Annotated in this window: 20 protein-coding genes; 8 read left to right on the top strand and 12 right to left on the bottom strand. The window is 56.8% G+C overall.

Translation table 11 applies throughout. The annotated features are described in order from the left end of the window. Positions 1-112: 112 nt before the first annotated feature. The 5 genes from livF to WG891_RS13365 form a co-directional block, all read right to left on the bottom strand. Positions 113-814, bottom strand: a complete 702-nt coding sequence (gene livF, locus WG891_RS13385) for a high-affinity branched-chain amino acid ABC transporter ATP-binding protein LivF (RefSeq protein WP_337263156.1) — start codon at positions 812-814, stop codon at positions 113-115. Between the two features lie 4 nt (positions 815-818). Then, entirely contained in the window at positions 819-1,586 is a 768-nt protein-coding gene (livG, locus tag WG891_RS13380) for a high-affinity branched-chain amino acid ABC transporter ATP-binding protein LivG (RefSeq protein ID WP_337263155.1), read from the bottom strand. Then, positions 1,583-2,866 (bottom strand): high-affinity branched-chain amino acid ABC transporter permease LivM, encoded by a 1,284-nt coding sequence (locus WG891_RS13375; RefSeq protein WP_337263154.1) that lies wholly within the window; start codon positions 2,864-2,866, stop codon positions 1,583-1,585. The genes livG and WG891_RS13375 overlap by 4 nt, the downstream gene beginning before the upstream one ends. After that, positions 2,863-3,789: a high-affinity branched-chain amino acid ABC transporter permease LivH gene (livH, locus tag WG891_RS13370; protein WP_076943562.1), complete on the bottom strand. Its 927-nt coding sequence runs from the start codon at positions 3,787-3,789 to the stop codon at positions 2,863-2,865. The genes WG891_RS13375 and livH overlap by 4 nt, the downstream gene beginning before the upstream one ends. A gap of 238 nt (positions 3,790-4,027) precedes the next feature. After that, positions 4,028-5,143 carry a branched-chain amino acid ABC transporter substrate-binding protein gene (locus WG891_RS13365; RefSeq protein WP_337263153.1) on the bottom strand — a complete coding sequence of 372 codons (1,116 nt, stop codon included), beginning with the start codon at positions 5,141-5,143 and terminating at the stop codon, positions 4,028-4,030. A gap of 472 nt (positions 5,144-5,615) precedes the next feature. Here WG891_RS13365 and panM point away from each other — a divergent pair, with 472 nt between their 5' ends. Genes panM through WG891_RS13350 form a run of 3 tightly spaced genes read left to right on the top strand, consistent with a single transcriptional unit; the run spans position 5,616 to position 9,260 of the window. Continuing rightward, positions 5,616-6,008: an aspartate 1-decarboxylase autocleavage activator PanM gene (gene panM, locus WG891_RS13360; protein ID WP_337263152.1), complete on the top strand. Its 393-nt coding sequence runs from the start codon at positions 5,616-5,618 to the stop codon at positions 6,006-6,008. Continuing rightward, positions 6,005-7,213: a DUF3142 domain-containing protein gene (locus WG891_RS13355; RefSeq protein ID WP_337263151.1), complete on the top strand. Its 1,209-nt coding sequence runs from the start codon at positions 6,005-6,007 to the stop codon at positions 7,211-7,213. Before panM ends, WG891_RS13355 begins: the two co-directional genes overlap by 4 nt. Further along, positions 7,200-9,260 carry a hypothetical protein gene (locus WG891_RS13350; RefSeq protein ID WP_337263150.1) on the top strand — a complete coding sequence of 687 codons (2,061 nt, stop codon included), beginning with the start codon at positions 7,200-7,202 and terminating at the stop codon, positions 9,258-9,260. Before WG891_RS13355 ends, WG891_RS13350 begins: the two co-directional genes overlap by 14 nt. A gap of 65 nt (positions 9,261-9,325) precedes the next feature. Here the strand turns inward: WG891_RS13350 and rpoH are convergent, their stop codons facing one another. The 4 genes from rpoH to ftsY form a co-directional block, all read right to left on the bottom strand. Then, the gene (gene rpoH, locus WG891_RS13345) at positions 9,326-10,183 is read right to left on the bottom strand and encodes an RNA polymerase sigma factor RpoH (protein WP_076943557.1); all 858 of its coding nucleotides are present in this window, start codon (positions 10,181-10,183) and stop codon (positions 9,326-9,328) included. 305 nt (positions 10,184-10,488) lie between these two features. Beyond that, positions 10,489-11,442 carry a permease-like cell division protein FtsX gene (gene ftsX / locus WG891_RS13340; protein ID WP_076943556.1) on the bottom strand — a complete coding sequence of 318 codons (954 nt, stop codon included), beginning with the start codon at positions 11,440-11,442 and terminating at the stop codon, positions 10,489-10,491. Next, the gene (ftsE, locus tag WG891_RS13335) at positions 11,432-12,103 is read right to left on the bottom strand and encodes a cell division ATP-binding protein FtsE (protein WP_337263149.1); all 672 of its coding nucleotides are present in this window, start codon (positions 12,101-12,103) and stop codon (positions 11,432-11,434) included. Before ftsE ends, ftsX begins: the two co-directional genes overlap by 11 nt. Before the next feature lie 5 nt (positions 12,104-12,108). Then, on the bottom strand, positions 12,109-13,467 hold the full coding sequence (gene ftsY / locus WG891_RS13330) for a signal recognition particle-docking protein FtsY (RefSeq protein ID WP_337263148.1): 1,359 nt from the start codon (positions 13,465-13,467) through the stop codon (positions 12,109-12,111). Between the two features lie 253 nt (positions 13,468-13,720). On the opposite strand from ftsY, the gene rsmD reads away from it, so the two are divergent. The 3 genes from rsmD to WG891_RS13315 all read left to right on the top strand — a co-directional run bounded on the left by rsmD (position 13,721) and on the right by WG891_RS13315 (position 15,358). Continuing rightward, positions 13,721-14,344 (top strand): 16S rRNA (guanine(966)-N(2))-methyltransferase, encoded by a 624-nt coding sequence (gene rsmD / locus WG891_RS13325; protein ID WP_337263147.1) that lies wholly within the window; start codon positions 13,721-13,723, stop codon positions 14,342-14,344. Next, a complete protein-coding gene (locus tag WG891_RS13320) occupies positions 14,334-14,606 on the top strand; it encodes a DUF1145 family protein (RefSeq protein ID WP_076943552.1) in 273 nt (90 codons plus the stop codon). The genes rsmD and WG891_RS13320 overlap by 11 nt, the downstream gene beginning before the upstream one ends. Before the next feature lie 125 nt (positions 14,607-14,731). Further along, positions 14,732-15,358 carry a lysoplasmalogenase gene (locus WG891_RS13315; RefSeq protein ID WP_156293328.1) on the top strand — a complete coding sequence of 209 codons (627 nt, stop codon included), beginning with the start codon at positions 14,732-14,734 and terminating at the stop codon, positions 15,356-15,358. Between the two features lie 40 nt (positions 15,359-15,398). On the opposite strand, the gene WG891_RS13310 is transcribed toward WG891_RS13315, so the two are convergent. Both WG891_RS13310 and WG891_RS13305 read right to left on the bottom strand, forming a co-directional pair. Continuing rightward, positions 15,399-15,758, bottom strand: coding sequence for an AprI/Inh family metalloprotease inhibitor (locus tag WG891_RS13310; RefSeq protein ID WP_156293327.1), 360 nt, complete (start codon positions 15,756-15,758; stop codon positions 15,399-15,401). 48 nt (positions 15,759-15,806) lie between these two features. Next, on the bottom strand, positions 15,807-17,375 hold the full coding sequence (locus WG891_RS13305; RefSeq protein WP_337263146.1) for a serralysin family metalloprotease: 1,569 nt from the start codon (positions 17,373-17,375) through the stop codon (positions 15,807-15,809). Between the two features lie 567 nt (positions 17,376-17,942). Between WG891_RS13305 and WG891_RS13300 the strand changes: the two genes are divergently transcribed. Next, entirely contained in the window at positions 17,943-20,255 is a 2,313-nt protein-coding gene (locus WG891_RS13300) for a zinc/cadmium/mercury/lead-transporting ATPase (RefSeq protein WP_337263145.1), read from the top strand. A 43-nt stretch (positions 20,256-20,298) separates the two neighbouring features. Here WG891_RS13300 and tusA read toward each other — a convergent pair whose 3' ends face one another. Next, positions 20,299-20,550 (bottom strand): sulfurtransferase TusA, encoded by a 252-nt coding sequence (gene tusA, locus WG891_RS13295; protein WP_076943611.1) that lies wholly within the window; start codon positions 20,548-20,550, stop codon positions 20,299-20,301. A 231-nt stretch (positions 20,551-20,781) separates the two neighbouring features. On the opposite strand from tusA, the gene WG891_RS13290 reads away from it, so the two are divergent. Next, positions 20,782-21,447 carry a 7-cyano-7-deazaguanine/7-aminomethyl-7-deazaguanine transporter gene (locus WG891_RS13290; protein WP_337263144.1) on the top strand — a complete coding sequence of 222 codons (666 nt, stop codon included), beginning with the start codon at positions 20,782-20,784 and terminating at the stop codon, positions 21,445-21,447. The last annotated feature ends 83 nt before the right edge of the window (positions 21,448-21,530 follow it).

The following is a 21,530-nucleotide window of genomic DNA, read 5'->3' as shown; positions in this document are numbered from 1 at the left end:
CGGGATCTGCTGTTGCCAAAGCCCCTCACCCCGGCCCTCTCCCGCAGGGAGAGGGGGCGTCATCGCAATCTGTTGTGCCACCCTGTGTGAAGTTCAACCTGTGTTTGGCGAATTAACCGCCCAGATACGCCGATCTGACTGCTTCGTTTGCTAACAATGCAGCTCCCGTATCTTCTAACACCACGCGGCCGTTTTCCAGCACATAACCACGATCCGCCAGTTTTAACGCCTGATTGGCATTTTGCTCCACCAGGAAAATGGTCATGCCCTCTTCGCGCAGTTGCTGGATGATGTCGAAAATCTGCTGGATGATGATCGGTGCCAGCCCGAGCGAAGGCTCGTCGAGCAGCAGCAGTTTCGGCTGGCTCATCAGCGCCCGGCCGATCGCCAACATCTGCTGTTCACCGCCGGACATGGTGCCGGAACGCTGGTTGCGGCGCTCCAGCAGGCGTGGGAACAGGTTGAATACCCGCTCAATACGCTGCTGGTACTGCTCACGGTTCGCAAAAAAACCGCCCATCGCCAGATTCTCTTCCACCGTCATGCGCGAGAACACCCGTCGCCCTTCCGGCACGATCGCCACCGCCTCACGCATAATGCGCGCGGTCTGCCACTGGGTAATGTCCTGATCCAGCAGTTGGATGGTGCCTTCGCTGGCACGCGGTTCACCACAGAGTGTGCCAAGCAGCGTAGTTTTACCGGCACCGTTGGCGCCGATCAGGGTGACGATCTCACCCTGCTGAATATTCAGGCTGACCTGATGCAGCGCCTGGATTTTGCCGTAATGGGCGGAAACCTGATTAAATGACAACATATGCTTATTCGCCCAGATAGGCCCGGATCACGTCCGGGTTATTGCGGATTTCTGCCGGAGTGCCATGCGCTAGCGGGGTTCCCTGATTGACCACATAGATGCGATCGGAAATCCCCATCACCAGTTTCATATCGTGCTCAATCAGCAACACCGAAACCTTATGCTGATTGCGCAGTTCCATAATCAGGTGATCCAGCTCGTCGGTTTCTTTCGGGTTCAAGCCTGCCGCCGGTTCATCCAGCATCAGCAGTTCCGGGCGCGTCACCATGCAGCGGGCAATTTCCAGCCGCCGCTGCTGACCATAGGCCAGGTTACCCGCCGAACGGTTGGCCATTTCCAGCAGGCCGACGCGCTCCAGCCATACCGTTGCCCGTTCCAGCGCATCGGCTTCGGCGCGGCGGAACGCCGGGGTTTTCAGCAAACCGGCAAACACGCCGCTCTTCAAGTGCTGATGCTGAGCCACCAGCAGGTTTTCCACCACCGTCATTTCGCGGAATAGCCGCACGTGCTGGAAGGTGCGCACCACGCCCATACGCGCGATCGTCTGGCCTGGCAGCCCTTCCAGATGGCGATCGCGCAGTTTGATGGTGCCGCTGGTGGGGCGATAGAAACCGGTCAGGCAGTTGAACACCGTGGTTTTTCCCGCGCCGTTCGGGCCGATCAGCGAAACGATCTCGCCTTCATGCAGCGCCAAGGCAACGTTGTTGACCGCCAACAGGCCGCCAAAACGCATCGACAGCCCGTCGACTGCCAGTAAAGGTTGAGTACTCATGCCTGCTCCCCCTTCACTGCCTTGATCTCTGCCGCTTTCAGCTTCAGCTGTGGCCGTTTCATCGGCAACAAACCTTGTGGCCGCCAAATCATCATCAATACCATCAATGCGCCCAGCAGCAACATGCTGTATTCATTCAAGTCACGCATCAATTCACGGGAAACCACCAGCAGAATCGCCGCCAGGATCACCGCAAACTGCGAACCCATCCCACCCAACACTACGATCGCCAGCACAAAGGCCGATTCGACAAAGGTGAACGATTCCGGGCTGACAAAGCCTTGGCGCGCGGCAAACAGCGTTCCGGCAAAACCGGCGAACGCCGCGCTGATGATAAAGGCGGTCAGCTTGATTTTGGCTGGGCTGAGGCCCAATGAGCGGCAGGCGATCTCATCTTCACGCAGCGCTTCCCAGGCCCGCCCCAGCGGCATGCGTAGCAAGCGGTTAATCACGAACAACGTCAGGATCACCAGCAGCAGCGCCACCAGATACAGGAACACGATGCGATCGCCAGGATCGTACTGCAGACCAAAGAAATTGTGGAACGTATCCCAGCCGCCATCGCGTGCGCTGCGGTTGAATTCCAGGCCGAAGAAGGTCGGTTTCGGGATCTGGCTGATACCGTTCGGGCCGCCGGTGATTTCGGTGTTGTTCAACAGCAGGATACGCACGATCTCACCAAAACCGAGCGTGACGATCGCCAGATAGTCGCCGCGCAGGCGCAATACCGGAAAACCGAGAATAAAACCGAAGGCCGCCGTGACAATCCCCGCCAGCGGCAGGCTTTCCCAGAATCCCAGGCCATAATAGTGGTTCAGCAGCGCGTAGGTATAAGCGCCGATGGCATAAAAACCGCCGTAACCCAGCACCAGCAGGCCGGAAAGGCCGACCACCACGTTCAGGCCCAGGCCGAGCATCACGTAGATCAGCGTCAGGGTAGCAATATCCACCGTGCCGCGTGAAACCAGGAACGGCCAGATTACCGCTGCGATGATGATCGCCGCCGCCAGCAGTTTCTGGCGCATGGTGGTGCCATCAAAACTGGGCAACACGAACGACGGGCCGGAGACTTTTTTCAGCCCCTGCTGCATCAGCGGGCGCAACAGTTGGAAGAAGAACACCACCACGCAGCCGATGCCAATCCACATCCAGCGCACTTCGGCAGCACCGTGCACCACCAGTTTGGTGCCGTCGAGGCTCAGTTGCATCCCCATCAGGAAGGACGCCATGACAAACAGCACCACCGTGGCAATGATGGCGTTAAGCAGATCGAGTTTCATACTTTCTCCACCTCCGGACGCCCGAGGATGCCGGTCGGCATCACCAGCAACACCACGATCAGTAGTGCGAAAGACACCACATCTTTGTATTCGGTGCTCAAATAAGCCGAGGTCAGCGCTTCGGCCACGCCCAGCACCAGCCCACCGATCATCGCCCCCGGAATGCTGCCGATCCCGCCCAGCACGGCGGCGGTGAAGGCTTTCATCCCGGCCATAAAGCCGATGTACGGGTTAATCACGCCATAGAACTGGCCGAGCAGCACACCGGCGACCGCCGCCATAATGGCACCGATGACGAAGGTCAGCGAAATCACCCGATCGGTGTTGATGCCCAGCAGGCTGGCCATCTTTAAATCTTCAGCACAGGCGCGGCAGGCGCGGCCCATGCGCGAATAGCGGATGAACAGGGTCAGCGCCAGCATGGCGAGGAAAGTCACCACCCAGATCGTGATCTGCATGGTACTGATGGTGGCGGCAAAGCCGTTGCTTTCGCCGAGCACCCACTGGCCGGTGACCAGGCTCGGTAACGCCACATCGCGCGAGCCCTGCGTCAGGCTGACGTAGTTTTGCAGGAAGATCGACATCCCGATGGCGGAGATCAGCGCGATCAGGCGCTTGGAGCTGCGCACCGGCTTATAGGCCACGCGCTCAATGCTCCAGCCATAAGCGCTGGCGATCACGATAGAGACCAGGAAGGCGCTGCCGATCAACAGCCAACCAACGTCGATCCCCATCATCATCAGGGCGGCGATCACGATAAATGAGACATAACTGCCGATCATATACACTTCGCCATGAGCGAAGTTGATCATGCCGATAATGCCGTAGACCATGGTGTAACCGATGGCAATCAATGCATAGGTGCTGCCCAACGTGACGCCGTTGAACATCTGCTGCAGGAAATAGAGAAACTGCTCTGACATACTCTGGCCTTCTAAGGTGTTGTCGTGGCCGGAAAATATCGGCCCAACGGCCTGCGAACGTTGCAGGCACCGGTAATACCGGGTTTATAGATACTTAAGTCAAGGTTGACCCTCTCCCATTAGAGAGAGGGTCAGGATGAGGAGGAACCAACTAAGCCATTGCCCCTCACCCCGGCCCTCTCACGCAGGGAGAGGGGGCGCCACCTTAAGCATTGGCATTACTGAATATTATTATGGCTTATTTAATTGGCGTCGATGAACCATCAGCATGCCATTCGAACACGCCAAATTCGAAACCTTTCAGATCGCCCTTCTCATCCCAGCTCAGTGGCCCCATCACGGTTTCCACCGGTTTGCCCGCTTTCAGATCTTTGACGATATCCGCAGGCTCCTGGCTGCCGCTGCGCTCCATGCCGGCAACCAGCGATTGCAGCGCGGCGTAGGTGGTCCAGACGAACGGCCCGGTTGGATCCAGCTTCTTGGCCTTCAGCGCATCCACAATCGGCTGGTTGGCAGGAACCTGATCGTAGCGTTTCGGCAAAGTCACCAGCATGCCTTCAGACGCAGCACCGGCGATGTTAGAGAGCGAAGAGTTACCCACGCCTTCCGGCCCCATAAAACGGGTGGTCAGGCCAGCCTGCTTGGCCTGGCGCAGGATCTGCCCCATTTCCGGGTAGTAGCCGCCAAAGTAAACGAAATCGACGTTCTCTTTCTTCAGGCGCGCCACCAGGGTGGAGAAATCTTTGTCGCCGGCGGTGATACCTTCGAACATCACCACGTCAGTCCCCTGCTGTTTCAGGCTGTCACGCACTGAACGCGCCAAGCCTTCACCGTACTGCTGCTTATCGTGCACCACGGCAATGCGCTTCGGTTTGATCTCGCTGAGGATGAATTTCGCCGCAGTCGGCCCCTGATCGGAATCCAGGCCGGTGGTGCGCATGATCATTTTGTAACCACGGGTGGTCAGATCGGCGTTGGTGGCCGCCGGGGTAATCATGATCACCCCTTCGTCTTCATAGATATCTGACGCAGGCTGGGTAGAAGAGGAGCACAGATGGCCGATCACGTAACGGACACCGTCGTTGATCACTTTGTTAGCCACCGCAACGGCCTGTTTTGGGTCGCAGGCGTCATCATATTCCACGCCAACCAGTTTATCCCCGTTAATGCCGCCTTTGGCGTTGATATCAGCGATCGCCTGACGCGCACCGGTGAACTGCATATCACCGTATTGCGCCACCGGGCCTGACATTGCCCCCACGATCGCCACTTTGATATCTTTCGCCATCGCCACATGGCCCATGGCCATTGCGATACAACCAGCCAGCAACGCTTTACCCTTTGTTAATTTCATCCGCATAATCCCCGTCTATCGTTGTGAGTTTGCCCGTGGTGTTTGCCGCACCTATTCACTGTATACCCTTTATGGCTTGAAACTGCAGCCAGGCAGCAAACGCGTGAGCCGTTTGAAATACGCCGGGTATACGGCTTTTATCTATAAGTAATAATGATTTAGGTGTATTTCCGACAACATTTTCTAATAAGACTTTACTTTTCATGCCATTAAACAGGAATTTTCTTCTGCAAATCAACTCTTCTGCTCAGAAACAAGCGGTGTAAACAGAATAAAATCCGGATTAATTCTACGCTAGATCGAACATGGCACAGCGCATTGTGCTAGTTAACAAGCCTGTAACTAATTTTTTACTCGGAAAATGCCGGCTGAAAAAAACATTTTGCGCAGTCGTCGTACAGAAAAACTTACACAACGCTCTGAACAAGATCTATTACACTGTCCAGACTCTTCATCCTAGTGGAAATTTTGCATGAAACTGACCATTGAGCGATTGACCACGTTATCCGCACAAGACCTGATTGACCTTGGCAAAATCTGGCCACACCAGCCATCGGCAGAATGGCAAGCCTGGCTGCAAGATAGCAAGGCACTGTTCGCCGCACGGTTTAATGAGCGGCTGCTGGGGGCGGTCAAAATTGAGCTGCAGGGTGATACCGCGCAACTGCACGATCTGATGGTGCGCGAAGTGACACGCCGCCGCGGCGTCGGGCTGTATCTGGTACAGGATGCCCAGCGCCAATTGCCGCAGGCGTTGCGCTGGCAGCTCTCTACCGCCGGATTACCCCCGCGTGAGCGCGGCGAAGTAGAGAACTTTATGCGCGCCTGCGGCTTTTCCGCCCAGGGCGATCTCTGGCAGAAATGAAACCTTGGGCCGCCGCCGCCGTATTGTTGCTGGCGCTGACCGCAGTGCTGGCTGGCCGCTATCAGGCATTGCGCTTGCATACTGCCTGGGATCAGCAGGTGTATCTCTGGCAGCGGGTCTGGACGCCACAGCACGCCAGCGCGTTGGCCGCCAGCCGTGATCTGTTTTCCACCCTGCGCATTCTTGGCCTGCAGGTGCACCCGCGTGAGGGCTACCGCGAGATCCAGGTCAATACGCCACTGCTGAAGCAGGATGGCCGCCCGCTGTGGCTGGTGGTGCGCCTGGATGGGCAACTGAAACAGTTGGATGAACCGGCAATTCGCCAGCGCCTGTTGCAACTGTTGCAACGCTGGCAGGCGGCCGGGTTGCCGGTCATCGGGGTGGAGATCGATCACGATGCCGCCACAGCCCGCCTGCCGGAGTACCAGCATTTTCTGCAGCAACTGCGCCAGCAACTCCCCGCCTCGTTGCAACTGGGTATCACCGCTCTGCCTGCCTGGATCGGCTCACCGGCGTTACCCGGCGTGTTGCAACAGGCCGACAGCTCAGTGCTGCAAGTGCATGCGGTGTTATCACCGCAGCAAGGCTTGTTCGATGGCCCGCTGGCACTGCGCTGGGTCAGCCAATATGCCCACCTCAGCCCCAATCCCTTCCGCGTGGCATTGCCTGCTTACGGTATGGGCCTGGTGGGTTTTGATGCCCAGGGCGCCCAGGTGGAAAGCGAGGCTTCTGTGCGCGTAGCGGGCAGCACGCAGGAGCTCAGCGTGGCACCACAGCAGGTGGCCGACTTTCTGCGCCAGCTTGCCACGCTCAATTTGCCACGCCTGCACGGTATTATCTGGTTTCGCCTGCCGCTGGAAAGCGATCGCCGCGCCTGGTCACTCGCCACGCTGCGGGCGGTGATCGACCATCAGCCGCTCAAAGCCGATTGGCAGGTAAAATTTCTGCCGCAGCCAAATGGGCTGTATGATCTGCTGATTCAGAATAACGGACCGGTGGATGGCCCGCTCCCGCGCGAGATCGGCATTAACGCCAGCCGCTGTCTGGCTGCCGACGCGGTGGGCCATTACCGGTTGGAAACCACAGCAGAACAAGCACGTTTTATCCGCATCAGCGGCGATCAGCTACGCGCAGGGCAATCACGCCCGTTGGGCTGGCTGCGTTGCCAACAGATCACGCCAGGAGGCACTTATGTCGTCCCATGATTTGCGCTTAGCGGGCATGCGTAACCGCACTCTCCCGCTCGTCCCCCTGATTGCCGCCGCGTTGCTTATTCCATTGAGCAGCCAGGCCTGCGGGCCGGATTTCCCCAACCGCTTGTTGCTCAATCGCGACGGTACTCTGTTGTATATGCCAGAAGGTAACTTTGCGTTCGAAGCCCGCCGCCTGGTCGCAGTAGATAAGCAATTGCCGCTGTGGAAGGCTGCGGCCCCGGAGACACCGGCAAAACCGATGCCACAGTCCCCTCAGGAGATGGCGATCAACCAGATGCGCGCCAGCAAAACCGTTGAACAAGCCGATGCCGTTGACGCACAAGCGCTCTCCAACGCGGCACGCCTGTACACCCTGGGCGCGGTAGCTTTTGCGGCGGAAGATCCCCGTGCGGCGGATTACTTCCAACAAGTGCTGGCGCTGCCGGCGGCCGATCGGGGCGACTGGGGATTACGGGCACAATACTCGCTCGGGCGACTGTGGATGAATGATCGCGGCACGCCGGAAAACGCCGACGGTTCAACCGCACCGGCAGTGCAACATCCAGAAAAAGCACAGCTTGCTAAGGCTAGCGCGGCTTTCCAGCAGGTGATCGATCAAGTGAAAAACGGTGTGGCCGATCCCGATCAACTGGCGTTAAGCAGCCTGGGCCAGCAGGCGCGTATTCACCTGTGGCAGGGCGAGATTGCCCCTGCGGTGCAGCTGTATGCCCAGCAGGCGGCGCAAGGGGATAGCGATGGCGGCTTATCGTTGCAATATGTCTCCAGCTATCTGGTTAACCCGGCTCATCTGGACAGCTTAAAACAGGTGATTCACGATCCGCTGATTCAGCAACTGGTGACCATCGAACTGTTCGCCCGCAGCGGTAACCTGCAGCCAAACGACAATACCAAGCAGATAATTGCACCAATCCTGGCGCTGCTGAATGAATCGGTGCAAAGCGGCTTTGCAGGCAGCGATCGGCTGGCGGCACTCGCTTATCGTTCCGGGCAGTACCCGATGGCCGCCAGCCTGCTGAAAAACGCCGGAGACAGCGGTTTGGCCTGGTGGTTGCGCGCCAAGATGGCGCTGCGTGACGGCAACCTGAAGGCCGCCACCGCCGCCTATGCCAAAGCTGCCGCAGCCTTCCCCTCTGACGAAAGCTGGGGGCCGCAGTATGGTGAAGATTTCGCTAATGAAATGATCATTCCCGAATGCCGGGTAGCCGGTGAGCAAGCCATTTTGGCGCTGAACCGCGGCGATTACCTGCAAGCGATGGAACTGATGTACCGCGGTAAAGAAAATTACTGGGCAGACGTCGCCGATATCGCCGAGCGGGTGCTGACCATTGATGAGTTGAAAGGCTTTGTCGATAAACATGCCCCTGCGCCCACCACGCCGCTAAAACCGGTCAAGCCGGATGAGTACAACGGCCAGGTACTCACGCCAGAAATCCATCTGCGCGAACTGCTGGCGCGGCGGATGATGCGCGCCGGGCGTTATCAGGAAGCGCTCAATTACTTCGCCATTCCTAACTATGGCCAAGCCGCGCAGGAATTTGCCGCCCGCTTAAAAGTGGCACAGGATAAAGCCAGCGATAAAACCACGCGCGCCGAAGCCTACTATCAGGCGGCGGCCTTGCTGCGCTCACAGGGGCTGGAGTTCAGCGGTTACGAAATGACGCCAGACTACGCCATTTACGGCGCAGGTTACTCCTATCTTGGGGATGCCTTTGATACCGGTGAATTGAAGCACAAGAGCTGGATCAGTGCCGCCGAAGCGGTGCGTGCTGCCAAATCTCTGCCAGAGGCAGATAACCGCTTCCTGCACTATCGCTGGCAGGCGGTGGCCCTGGGGCAGAAAGCCGCCGATCTCTTGCCGCCAAAAAGCCAGGCCTACGCCGCCGTGCTGTGCAACGCCGCAAGTTGGGTTATCGCACGCGATGCCAAAACCGGGCGGGCGCTCTATCAGCGCTACGTCAAAACAGGCACTCCATACGGCTGGTCAAGCCATTTTGGCTATAATTGCCCGGCACCGGAATTTGCTGGCGTCGCTAAATAAACGCCCAACAATAGAAAAGCCCGGCGGTTAACACCAGCCGGGCTTTTTCAATGCATTGAGCAGAATTACGCTTCGATCGCCATCTTCAGCTTCTTCATGGCGTTCTTTTCAAGCTGGCGCACACGTTCAGCGGAAACACCGTATTGATCGGCCAATTCCTGCAAGGTGGATTTGTTGTCATCGTCCAGCCAGCGGGCGCGGATGATATGCTGGCTGCGCTCGTCCAGACCTTCCAGCGCATAGGCCAGTTTGTCTGCGGCGCTGCTTTCCCAGTTATCTTCCTCGATACCTTCGGCAAAGTCAGAGCTTTTGTCCTGCAGATACAGCACCGGAGCCATTGCCTGACCATCACGCCCTTCATCTTCCGGCGTTGGGTCAAAGGTCATGTCCTGTGCGGCCATGCGGGATTCCATTTCACGCACGTCTTTACTGGTCACCCCCAGTTCGCGAGCGACCAGCTCCACTTCGTCCTGATTGAACCAGCCCAGACGCTGCTTGGTTTTACGCAGGTTAAAGAACAGTTTGCGCTGTGCCTTGGTGGTCGCCACTTTGACGATACGCCAGTTGCGCAACACGTATTCGTGAATTTCTGCCTTGATCCAGTGCACGGCAAAAGAAACCAGGCGCACACCCACTTCTGGATTGAAGCGGCGCACCGCTTTCATCAGGCCAATATTCCCTTCCTGGATCAGGTCTGCCTGTGGCAACCCGTACCCTGAATAATTACGGGCAATATGAGCGACAAAGCGCAGGTGAGACAGGATGAGCAGCTTGGCTGCTTCCAGATCGCCCTGGTAATGCAGCCGTTCAGCCAATTCCCGCTCTTCCTCTGCCGTCAGCATCGGATAGGCGTTGGCTGCCCGCAGGTAGGCTTCCAAGCTGCCCTGTGGGACTAAGGCTAAAGTTTGCATTTCTTTGGTCATTCAAACCCCTCTCTTGATAAAACAGATCATGCAGATGATTTTACGGCGGGGGAGTTATTGATCTTATGGCTATTGCTGTTGCAAAAACGGTTCCACGCGCCGGGCACCTTAACATTTGCTGCCATTTTCGACCCTGTTCTACCCTATAAGTTCCACATTTTTTCGTTCGCCGCGCTCACGACAATACGTGACGGATGCTCAGAATCATAGGGAATTTGTGCGGTCATGAAAAGAGGTGGGATAGGCGCCCTCTTCTCCCGCAACCAGGTAAGACGCAGCAGGAGAAGAGTATACCAAAAAAACCTTTATTGTGGTGTAAATCGGCGTAAATGTTGCACTGTGGCCAACCAGGCGGCAACCCAGCCAATCATCGCGGCAATCAGCAATAACAGCAGGGCTTCGTCCCACCCCAGACCGTGCAGGGTAAAGGTGGTGCCGAACACTTTTGCCACGCTGGTCACCACCGATTCCAACGTCCATACCAGCACACCGGAGAGGATCAGCGAGAATAATGCGCCAAAGAAGCCAAGCATGGCGCCGCCGTTGAGGAACGGGCGCAGAATAAAGCCATCGGTGGCACCGATCAGCTTCATCACGTTGATGGTATCGCGACGGCTGAAGATACTTAGGCGTACGCTGTTACCAATCACCAGGAATACCGCCACAATCATCAAGATGCCGATCATCAAAGCCACCTGGCCCACCAGCCCGGTCAGCGCCGCCAGGCGGGCAAACCAGCTGTCGTCCATCCGCACGTCGTCCACACCGTGAATCGCCGCCACGCGATCGCGCAGGGTGTTGAGCGTATCGGAGCTCTGGAAACTCATCTTCGGCGTGATTATCGCCACCGCTGGCAGCGGATTCTCTTCCAGCATATCCAGCGCGCCGCCAAAACCAGACCAGTTGCGGAACTCACCGCGCGCTTCCTCACGCGACAGGTAGTTCACCTTTTCCACGCCCGCTTCCGCCTTGATGGCGTCCAGCACTTTCACCGCCGCGTCGTCGTCGAGGGATTTATCCAGGTAGACCGTCAGCTGCGGCGTCGGGTACCACTGGGTGGCCGCGGTGCTGACGTTTTTCCACACGATATAACAAACGCTGGGCAGCGTCAGGGAGATAGCGATCACCATCACCGTCAGCAGCGTGGCCAGCGGTTGGCGCAGCATATCCGCGATGGCGTTCATCCAGGCGTAGCGCCACTGTTCACGCCAGCCGCCGCGCAGTGCCTTGCTCTTGGCCGTTTTCTCGTTATTCGCCATGATGCGCTCCTCCGGTCATGCGGCCCTGGCTCAGCGTCAGGATACGGTAGTTGCGGCGCGCAATCAGCCCGGTATCGTGGGTGGCCATCAGCACCGTCACCCCTACGCGGTTAAATTCTTCAAACAGGCGCAGAATACCTTCCGACAGCGCATCATCCAGGTTACCGGTTGGCTCATCCGCCAGCAGAACCGCAGGCTTGTTCACCACCGCGCGGGCGATGCCGACGCGCTGCTGCTCACCGCCAGAAAGCTGGATCGGGAAGTTCTTCGCTTTATCCAGCAGCCCGACCTTGTCCAGCGCGGCCGACACGCGGCGGCGAATATCTTCGCTACTGGCCCCGGCGATCACCAGCGGCATGGCCACGTTGTCGTACACCGTGCGATCCAGCAACAGATGGTGATCCTGAAAGATCATGCCGATCTGGCGGCGCAAGAAAGGCACCTCGCGGCTCTTCAAGCGGCTGATATCGTGCCCGCTGAACCAGATATGCCCCGCGCTCGGCCGTTCGATACCACAAATCAGTTTCAGCAGGGTACTTTTCCCTGCCCCGGAATGGCCGGTCAGAAACGCCATCTCCGCCGGGCCCAGATGGAAATCGACCCCTTGCAGCGCCTGCCGTCCGCCCAGATAAGCTTTACTGACCTGTTCAAAGCGAATCATCCGTATTAATCCTCTCGGGCAAAAAGTGCCTCAATAAAATCGTCGGCCTTAAACGGCCGCAAATCTTCAATGCCTTCACCTACGCCGATATAGCGAATCGGGATAGTAAACTGATCGGCGATAGAGAAAATCACCCCGCCTTTGGCGGTACCATCCAGTTTAGTCAGCGTGATGCCGGTTAAGCCCACGGCTTCATTAAACAACTTCGCCTGGCTGACCGCATTCTGCCCGGTGCTGGCATCCAGAGTCAGCATAACCTCATGGGGGGCCTGCTCGTCCAGTTTTTTCATGACGCGCACGATCTTCTTCAGCTCTTCCATCAGGTGCGCTTTGTTCTGCAAACGGCCAGCGGTATCGGCGATCAGGACGTCGATATTACGCGCCTTAGCGGCCTGGACGGCGTCGAAGATCACCGAGGCAGAATCAGCCCCGGTATGCTGGGCCACCACCGGAATACGGTTACGCTCCCCCCACACCTGCAACTGCTCGACCGCGGCGGCGCGGAAGGTATCACCAGCCGCCAGCATCACCGACTTCCCTTCGGCCTGGAACTGGCGCGCCAGTTTACCAATAGTCGTGGTTTTACCCACGCCGTTAACCCCCACCATCAGGATCACAAACGGCGTTTTACCACTGACATCCAGCGGCTGATCCACCTTCGCCAGAATGCCCGACATCTCTTCTTTCAGCTTGCCGTACAGCGCCTCGGCATCTTTCAACTGCTTGCGGCTGGCATGCTGGGTGAGGGATTCAATGATTTTACGCGTGGTTTCCACGCCGACGTCGGCAATCAGCAGTTGTTCTTCCAACTCTTCGAACAGATCGTCATCAATCTTTTTGCCACGGAACAGGCCGATAAAACCAGAGCCCAAATTCTGTTTGGTTTTTAGCAGGCTGCGTTTCAGACGAGCGAAGAAGCCTTCCTTGCTCGGCCGTTCCTGCTCCTGTGTCACCGCAGGGGCCTGCAGTTCGGGGATATCTGCCGGGGTTTCAATCTCTGCCGTTGTGGCCAGCGGCTCGGGTGCAGGCTGTGGCTCAGGTTCAACCACCTCAGCCACCGGTTCAATCAGGGGGGCGATCTCTTCGGCTGGTTGTTCCACCACCACACTGTGCTCAACCAGCACCGGGATGTTTTCAGCGATTGGCTCGCCGTTCAGGCTGGCATCCCACTCCCCTGGGGTATCTTTGGATTCGGCGGGTGCGGATTCCTGAGCGGGGAGTTTGTCGTCCAGTTTAGGGGCAACCACTGTGTCTGTCGCCTGATGTTCCCCTTGTTCTGCCGCTGGCTCAGGTTGCTGCTGATTCTCTTCCTGTTGGCCGAAGCCCAGCCAGGAGAAAAAACCACGTTTCTTATCTTTTGCCATCTATTGCCCCTACTCCATACCCATATACCCTGATGACTTGAAACCGCAGCGTTGCTGGCCGCACTCCAAGTGCATTGGGTAGTTAACTTACCAATGCGAAAATTAATCCGCCGAGTCTATCACTTTCCCTCACACAGCAACACGCATCGGACACGCTTTCCAACGCAACCGTGTTTTAGCGTTTCCCCCGGCGCGCCGCACCGGTAGAATGGTGATCACTTTTCGTTAACTCCGAAGCGTATCAATACTCTTTATGGCAAAACTATCTTCACGCAGCCCAGCTAAAAAAGCGCCATCGGCCCCTGCCGGCCAGATCCGCATTATCGGCGGCCAGTGGCGCGGGCGTAAGCTACCGGTCCCCAACAGCCAAGGGCTGCGGCCAACCACCGATCGCGTGCGTGAAACGCTGTTCAACTGGCTGGCACCGGTGATCCGCGGCGCTCGTTGCCTGGATTGCTTCGCCGGCAGCGGTGCGTTAGGACTGGAAGCACTGTCACGCTACGCCGCCAGCGCCACGCTGCTGGAATATGAACGGCCAGTGGCACAACAACTGGAGAAAAACCTGGCGTTGCTGCAGGGCGCAGGGCAGGTGATCAATACCAACGCCCTGCACTGGCTTGCGGGCACCGGGCAACCTTTTGACGTGGTGTTTCTCGATCCGCCATTTCGCCAAGGGTTGCTGGCTGAAACCGTTATACTATTAGAACAAGGTGGTTGGCTGGCGGATGAGGCGTTGATCTATGTCGAAGCCGAAGCAGAAAGTGCCGCCACTGACGTTCCCGCCACCTGGACGCTGCACCGCGAGAAAGTCGCCGGTCAGGTGGCTTACCGTCTTTATATCCGTTCCACTGATGAGAAAACCGAACATGCTGATTAATCTGGGCCGCTTGCTGATGCTGTGCGTATGGGGCTTTCTGCTCACCAACCTGTTCGCGCCGTACCCCAAACCGCTGAAGTATTTTATTGATGTGGCGCTGTTTTTTATGGTGGTCATGCACGGGCTGCAACTGGTATTACTGAAATCCACCCAGCCGAAAGACCAGCCCATCAGCCGTGGGCAGCAGGCCAAAATCTTTATTTTTGGCGTCTTTGAACTGCTGGCCTGGCAGAAAAAACAGCCGCCGATCAAGAAGAAGTAACCCGATACCCTGCATGATGAAGAAAGCATTGTTTAACTTACGTGCGCTGCCTAAACTGAAGAAGTGACATGAGTGACAACCTGGAGTTGGTTACTGCAGCTCCCATAATAAATAAGGAAGACAAAATGAGTTGGCCGTTCCTTGCCGTATTTTTCTCCGGTTGGCTGTTCGTCGACGCCTCCTACCGCGGACCGCGCTGGCAACGCTGGGTGTTTAAACCGGTCACGCTGCTGCTGATGCTGCTGTTGGCCTGGCAGGCACCGGTGCTGGGTGCCACCGGCTATCTGATCGTCCTGGGCCTGTTGGCCACGCTGGTGGGTGATGCCCTGTTGCTGCTGCCGCGCGAACGCGTGCTGTATGCCATCGGTGCGTTCTTCCTCTCACACTTACTTTATACCCTGAGCTTTGCCAGCCAGATGACCTTCAGCCTGTTCTGGCCATTGCCTCTGGCGCTGCTCATCATCGGAGCAGCGCTGCTGGCAACCATTTGGAGCCGGTTGGAAGAGATGCGCTGGCCGATCGCCACGCTGGTGGCAATGACGCTGCTGATGGTATGGCTGGCCGGTGAGCAATATTTCCTGCGCAGTACCGATTTAAGCTTCTCGCTGCTGGCGGGTACGTCACTGCTGCTGCTGGCCAACATCGTGTGGCTGCTCAACCGCTACCGTTTTACTTTCCGTGCCGCAGACGGGATTGTGGCCTTCTGTTACTTCGTCGGCCATTTCCTGATCGTCCGTTCGCTGTATCTGTAATGCCTGCAACGGGTTCGGTTCGCCGAACCCGTTCTGCCCGTTACAGTGCCTTTAACGTCAACCCCGCCCCCGTATAAACCTCCCCCTCGTGTGAGAAAAACACCCAGGTGCTGCCATCAGCCTGCAATAGTGCGATGCCATCGGGCGCTGGCCGCCAGCCAACCACCTCTGCGGCAAACAGGTTTTTCAAACACTGCTCGCGATCCCGCAGCTCATAACCATTGGTGCCCTGTTGCTCGCTGACGAGAAACTCCACCCGACATTGCTGCTGGCCGTCGGCAACCTGCCACTGGCCCGCCAATGACTGCGCGGTAGGAAGAACTAAACTGCTGGCCATCGCTGCTCCCATCACTGTGATGCCCACCGCGATCATCGCGGCACGCGTTAACCTGCTACTCATCTGATTCTCCTGCAAGTAGGGGCTGCATAGGCGGCCCCTACCCTCCTGCTAAACGATAAAGTCTGCAGTCATATCCACCTGGCCAACGATCTTCAACAAGAAATCAGGGGTCTGATAGCCGCCAAGGTTCAGCGCCAACTGACTCTGATTACTGGCAGCATCATAAGTCAGCAATGCTTCACCCGCATTACCGCTCAAATGATCGACAAAGTGGATGAAATCCTTGCCCTGCGTGCCCTGATTAAAGAAGGACAGGTCGATCTTATCGCTGCCGCTCTCAAAATCGTAGATGCAATCGGCAAAATCAGGCATTGAATCGCTGGCGGCATTGAACACAAAGATATCCTTACCTTCGCCGCCAAACAGCTGATCGGCACCCGCGCCGCCGTACAAAATGTCATCTCCTGCGCCACCGAGCAGTTGATCGTGCCCATTGCCGCCAAACAGGATGTCGTTACCGTCATCCCCCCACAAGCGATCGTTACCATCGCCACCGGCCAGTATGTCGTTTCCAGCGCCACCAAACAGCACGTTATTGACCGCATTGCCCACGATCACATCGTCGCCTGAGCCCCCAATGGCGTTTTCAATGGTGACACCGGCGGCTATCGCCACGTTGCCCTTGAGCCCGCCGACATCAGAAAAAGATTTTTCATTCAGATTGATGCGCTGATCAGCGGTATACCCTGAAAAATCAAAGGTATCGTTACCACCCGCATCCCAGGCGGCGAAGATCACTTTCTGTTCGTTGCTGCTGGTGCTGAGGAAATCACGATCGGTGTTGGAATTAAAACCATACACGGTATCCCCGGTACGGGTGGTCATATTGGCCCCATACAGATGCTGGATCGCGGAAATATCGTCGATCAGCGGTGCCGCCGCGTAGTGGCCGCCGTTATCTCCCCCCGTCTTGGTTTCGCTCCAGTAGCTCATCAAGCTGAATTGACGGGTATCTTCGGCATAGGTGGCGTTTTGGTAGGTTGGGTTACCCTGACCGGCGTTGTAGTCACCCGGATGGCTCAAGCCCAACGCGTGGCCGATTTCATGGGTCAACGTCTGGCGGCCGTAATCTTCACTGGCCGGATGTTTCACATCGTACTGGTTGATGTTGTACCAAGTCTGGCCGGAGAGATCCTTTCCCTGATAAATCGAGCCCGGCAGGAAGGCGTAGGCCTGGGTTGCGTAATCATCGTGGCCGGGTTGATCCTGGCTGTAGTTACCGAAGGTGATATTGGCTTTCTGCGTAGAGGCCACTTCGCTAAAGGTAATGTTGGCAACATCGGCCCAGGATTGCAGCGACAGCTTCGCCTGCTGTTGCTGCTCAACGTTGAACTTGCTAAGCCCGGTATCCCCCGCTGCGTTGGTGCTGGAGAATTTATAATCTGGGAATGAGAAGGTTAGCTTAACCGGGTGGTCAAAAACCCCTTTACCATTCCAGGTTTGATTAGTGCGAGTAATGAATAACCCCGCTTGCTCGGTAGAAAATGAATCCTTGCCATTAATCTGGATCCCGTTACCTCGCTCATGATAATGCAGTAAAGCCTCAACGGCGCCATAACCGGTGATAGCCGACAAACTGGATCCAGAGACTTCAATTGTTTCTTTCGTCAATTGCATTGGTTCGATTCCACTTATTATCTGAATTATTAAAAATCAGACAGATAGACATAACCGACCCACCAGTCAGGTGCACGCACCATGAAATGGTGAGAGGGAGTTTATGCGCCATTGCTGGCAGTGACTCAGGTAGAATTACGCGGATAGATCGGTAAATAAGATCACCATCTCAAATGGCAATCGTTTCCAAGTATAGGCAGGGGTCTCGCATACAGTTAAAAATAATTAACCATTTATAGAAGAAATATGAGCTAATAATGCTGATTTTTTCAACTTAAAACACAGTTAAGGCAGGTTAATGACGTAATAATGGCTGCAAACTTCAATCCTGATGCGGCGTACAGAGACAAGAGAGTTATGCTGGCACTCACTCAAAAATCATAAATTTTATTGAATATATTTATATTAATTACTATTAATTAATACGTATTTCTATTTTTTATATATAAAAACAACGCAGCGTCCCTTTCAATTAGCAATAATTCTCATATGAGGCTTGACTCTGGAGTCAGCTCCAAGGTGTAGAGTTAATAGTGTGAACACCGTTAATTGCCTGAAGGGGGCGTTATGCATACTCATAAAGAACATCATCAGGAACATAGCCATACCGAGAGCGGCTGCGGTTGCGGCCATGGTCACGCGCAAACCCAGCACGGTTGCAGCAGTGTAAAAACCACCGGGGCAGAAAATCACGCCCATCACCACCAACATACCCATGAGCACGGTGCCAGCGGTTGCAGCAGCGGGCACGAAGACCCGGATGAGGAAAGCGACAGGCTGGCTGCCGCTCCCCCTTCCGGCAGCCAGCGTTTCAGTTGGAAAGTCACCGGCATGGACTGCCCAAGCTGTGCCAAAAAAATTGAAAATGCCGTCATGACCATTCCCGGTGTCGCAAGCGCACGCGTGCTGTTTGCCACAGAAAAGCTTGTGGTGGATGCCCAGGCCGATATCAGCCGGCACGTGCAGGATGCGGTAAAACAGGCCGGTTTTACCCTGCAGGATGTGGCGGTCAAAACCGACGAACCCAACCCCTCCCGCCTGGGCGAGTTCGGCCCGCTGCTACTGCTCTCACTGCTGATGGTGAGCAGTTGGATCTTGGATCTCATCAACCCGCAATTCGGCCAGATCGCCTTTATCATTACGACGCTGGTCGGCCTGGCACCGATTGGGCAGAAAGCCATACGCCTGATCCGTTCTGGCACCCCGTTCGCCATCGAAACCCTGATGAGCGTCGCGGCCATCGGCGCGCTGTTTATCGGCGCTACGGCCGAGGCCGCCATGGTGCTGCTGCTGTTCATGGTGGGCGAACTGCTGGAATCCTATGCTGCCAACCGTGCCCGCAAAGGGGTGAAAGCCCTGATGGCGCTGGTGCCGGAAGATGCCTTGCTGATCCAGGGCAGCTCGCGTAAAAGGGTGCCGGTTGCCAGCCTGCGCCCCGGCGATATCATCGAAATCGCGCCAGGCGGCCGTCTCCCCGCCGACGCTGAATTAATCAGCCCGTTCGCCAGCTTTGACGAAAGCGCGTTAACCGGTGAATCCGTGCCGGTTGAACGCCAGCAGGGTGAAAAAGTGGCTGCAGGCAGCCTGTCGGTCGATCAGGCGGCACAAATGAAAGTGACCTCTGAACCGGGCAAAAATGCCATCGACCGTATTCTGCAACTGATTGAAGAAGCGGAAGAGCGCCGTGCGCCGATCGAGCGCTTCCTCGATCGCTTTAGCCGTTACTACACCCCGGCGATCATGCTGCTGGCGGTTGCCGTGATCCTGGTCCCCCCGCTGATGTTCGCCGAACCTTGGCAGATGTGGATCTACCGTGGCCTGACCCTGCTGCTGATCGGTTGCCCTTGCGCGCTGGTGATCTCGACCCCGGCAGCGATCACTTCCGGCCTGGCCGCAGCTACCCGCCGTGGTGCGCTGATTAAAGGCGGCGCGGCGCTGGAACAGTTGGGCCGGGTGCAAACCATTGCATTCGATAAAACAGGCACGCTGACCGAGGGCAAACCCACCGTCACCGACGTGCTGCCAGCCGATGGCATCAGCGAACAGCAATTGCTGGCTCTGGCAGCGGCGGTGGAAGCTGGCTCGCATCACCCACTGGCGCAGGCCATTATCAACCGCGCGGGGGAAAACGGCGCGGCACTGCCGCTGGCAGAAAACCGCCGGGCGCTGGCGGGGATTGGCGTAGAGGGCGTGATTAACGGTAAAACTATTTTGATCAGCGCGCCGGGCAAGCTGGCGGAAAACCAGCTCAGCCCTACATGGCGTAACCAGGTGGAAACGCTGGAAACGGCAGGGAAAACCGCCGTGGTGGTGCTGGAAGAGGGAGTTCCCGTCGGCCTGCTGGCACTGCGTGATACTTTGCGCAACGACGCCAAACAGGCGATTGCCGAGCTGGCAGAGTTGGGTATTCGCGGCGTGATGCTTACCGGGGATAACCCGCGCGCGGCGGCAGCCATCGCCAACGAACTGGGGATTGATTACCGCGCCGGGCTGATGCCGGAAGACAAGGTGCAGGCCATCACCGCGCTGAATCAGCAGCAGCAGACGGCCATGATTGGCGACGGCATCAACGATGCGCCGGCGATGAAAGCCGCCAGTATCGGTATTGCCATGGGCAGCGGCACCGATGTGGCGCTGGAAACGGCCGACGCCGCACTGACGCACAACCGCCTGGTTGGGGTAGCCGAGATGATTCGCATTGCACGCGCCACGCACGCGAACATCCGCCAGAACATCGCCATCGCGCTCGGGCTGAAAGGGATTTTCCTGGTTACCACCCTGCTGGGGATGACCGGTTTGTGGCTGGCGGTGCTGGCAGATTCCGGTGCCACTGCGCTGGTGACCGCCAACGCGCTGCGCTTGCTGAAAAAACGCCCGTAAGCGTTACTTACAGCATGTCAGGCTCACCAAAGTGGGCCTGACGTTACTCTACCAGCCCTTTGCGCAACAGATAGCGGTAAGGAGCCCGGTCGGTTTCCTGTGCCACCAAGGTGTGTTCCATAAAGCGGCAAAAACCCGGAATATCGCGGGTGGTGGCCGGATCGTCGGCAATAATCAGCAACGTTTTACCGTTGTCCATATGGCGCACGGTTTTACGCACCATCATTACCGGTTCCGGACAGCGCAACCCTAACGCGTCGAGCGTCTGGTCTGCCTGGGTAAAGATATCAGTCATGCATTGTTCTCGATCAAAAACGATCGGCGAAGGCTCGCCGGATCTCACTGGCATATAGTTTACGCCAGTGGTTTTTCTGTGCAACACAGGTTATCGTTTGCGTGAAATTTAACCACAACTTAAGTTGCATTGATTGCGCAAACGCGTATTATGCGCCGCGCAGGTAGAAATGTGCTCTATCTTCACCGGTTAAATATGGGTTCCCTCACCCCAACTTAAAAAGGTCACATCATGTATTCGTTTACCGCTCAACAGCGCGTTACCGCGTTGGTTTGGCTATCGCTATTCCATATTGCCATCATTACCTCCAGTAACTATCTGGTGCAGTTGCCGATCAGCATTTTCGGTTTCCACACCACCTGGGGGGCGTTCACTTTCCCATTCATCTTCCTGGCGACCGATCTGACGGTCCGGATCTTCGGTGCCCCGCTGGCGCGCAGAATCATCCTCGCCGTGATGATCCCCGCGCTGTTTATTTCCTATGTGATCTCTACCGTCACGTTCCAGGGGGAATGGCAGGGCCTGGGCGCGCTGGCCAGCTTTAACCTGTTTGTAGCCAGGATCGCCGTCGCCAGCTTTATGGCCTACGTGCTGGGCCAGATCCTGGATGTGTACGTCTTCAACCGCCTGCGTCAGCGCCGCACCTGGTGGCTCGCCCCGGCGGCAGCTATGTTCCTTGGCAACATCAGCGATACGCTGGCGTTCTTCTTCATCGCTTTCTACCGCAGCAGCGACCCTTTTATGGCCGCCAACTGGGTGGAAATTGCGCTGGTGGATTACAGCTTCAAAGTGCTGATCTGCATGCTGTTCTTCCTGCCGATGTACGGCGTGCTGTTGAACATGCTGCTCAAACGCCTGGCATCACGCCAACAAGACGGCCAGTTACAGCCGAGTTAATCCGCTGATAAGGGGTGGCTCAGCCGCCCCACGACTGCGCAAACAAGCCTTGTGACAACATCCGCCTTGCATTTCAGCCTGGA

This window comes from Serratia sp. MMO-28 (assembly GCF_037199905.1).
In the GTDB taxonomy this organism is placed as follows: domain Bacteria; phylum Pseudomonadota; class Gammaproteobacteria; order Enterobacterales; family Enterobacteriaceae; genus Chania; species Chania oryzae.
This window is presented reverse-complemented; position numbering and strand designations above follow the sequence as displayed.

Coding starts and splice junctions, on each gene's coding strand:
- panM (WP_337263152.1), top strand. CDS start 5,616: ATGAAACTGACCATTGAGCGATTGACCACGTTATCCGCACAAGACCTG.
- WG891_RS13310 (WP_156293327.1), bottom strand. CDS start 15,758: ATGAGTAGCAGGTTAACGCGTGCCGCGATGATCGCGGTGGGCATCACA.
- livG (WP_337263155.1), bottom strand. CDS start 1,586: ATGAGTACTCAACCTTTACTGGCAGTCGACGGGCTGTCGATGCGTTTT.
- WG891_RS13375 (WP_337263154.1), bottom strand. CDS start 2,866: ATGAAACTCGATCTGCTTAACGCCATCATTGCCACGGTGGTGCTGTTT.
- livF (WP_337263156.1), bottom strand. CDS start 814: ATGTTGTCATTTAATCAGGTTTCCGCCCATTACGGCAAAATCCAGGCG.
- WG891_RS13355 (WP_337263151.1), top strand. CDS start 6,005: ATGAAACCTTGGGCCGCCGCCGCCGTATTGTTGCTGGCGCTGACCGCA.
- WG891_RS13350 (WP_337263150.1), top strand. CDS start 7,200: ATGTCGTCCCATGATTTGCGCTTAGCGGGCATGCGTAACCGCACTCTC.
- ftsE (WP_337263149.1), bottom strand. CDS start 12,103: ATGATTCGCTTTGAACAGGTCAGTAAAGCTTATCTGGGCGGACGGCAG.
- rsmD (WP_337263147.1), top strand. CDS start 13,721: ATGGCAAAACTATCTTCACGCAGCCCAGCTAAAAAAGCGCCATCGGCC.
- ftsX (WP_076943556.1), bottom strand. CDS start 11,442: ATGGCGAATAACGAGAAAACGGCCAAGAGCAAGGCACTGCGCGGCGGC.
- WG891_RS13315 (WP_156293328.1), top strand. CDS start 14,732: ATGAGTTGGCCGTTCCTTGCCGTATTTTTCTCCGGTTGGCTGTTCGTC.
- tusA (WP_076943611.1), bottom strand. CDS start 20,550: ATGACTGATATCTTTACCCAGGCAGACCAGACGCTCGACGCGTTAGGG.
- rpoH (WP_076943557.1), bottom strand. CDS start 10,183: ATGACCAAAGAAATGCAAACTTTAGCCTTAGTCCCACAGGGCAGCTTG.
- livH (WP_076943562.1), bottom strand. CDS start 3,789: ATGTCAGAGCAGTTTCTCTATTTCCTGCAGCAGATGTTCAACGGCGTC.
- WG891_RS13290 (WP_337263144.1), top strand. CDS start 20,782: ATGTATTCGTTTACCGCTCAACAGCGCGTTACCGCGTTGGTTTGGCTA.
- WG891_RS13365 (WP_337263153.1), bottom strand. CDS start 5,143: ATGAAATTAACAAAGGGTAAAGCGTTGCTGGCTGGTTGTATCGCAATG.
- WG891_RS13320 (WP_076943552.1), top strand. CDS start 14,334: ATGCTGATTAATCTGGGCCGCTTGCTGATGCTGTGCGTATGGGGCTTT.
- ftsY (WP_337263148.1), bottom strand. CDS start 13,467: ATGGCAAAAGATAAGAAACGTGGTTTTTTCTCCTGGCTGGGCTTCGGC.
- WG891_RS13300 (WP_337263145.1), top strand. CDS start 17,943: ATGCATACTCATAAAGAACATCATCAGGAACATAGCCATACCGAGAGC.
- WG891_RS13305 (WP_337263146.1), bottom strand. CDS start 17,375: ATGCAATTGACGAAAGAAACAATTGAAGTCTCTGGATCCAGTTTGTCG.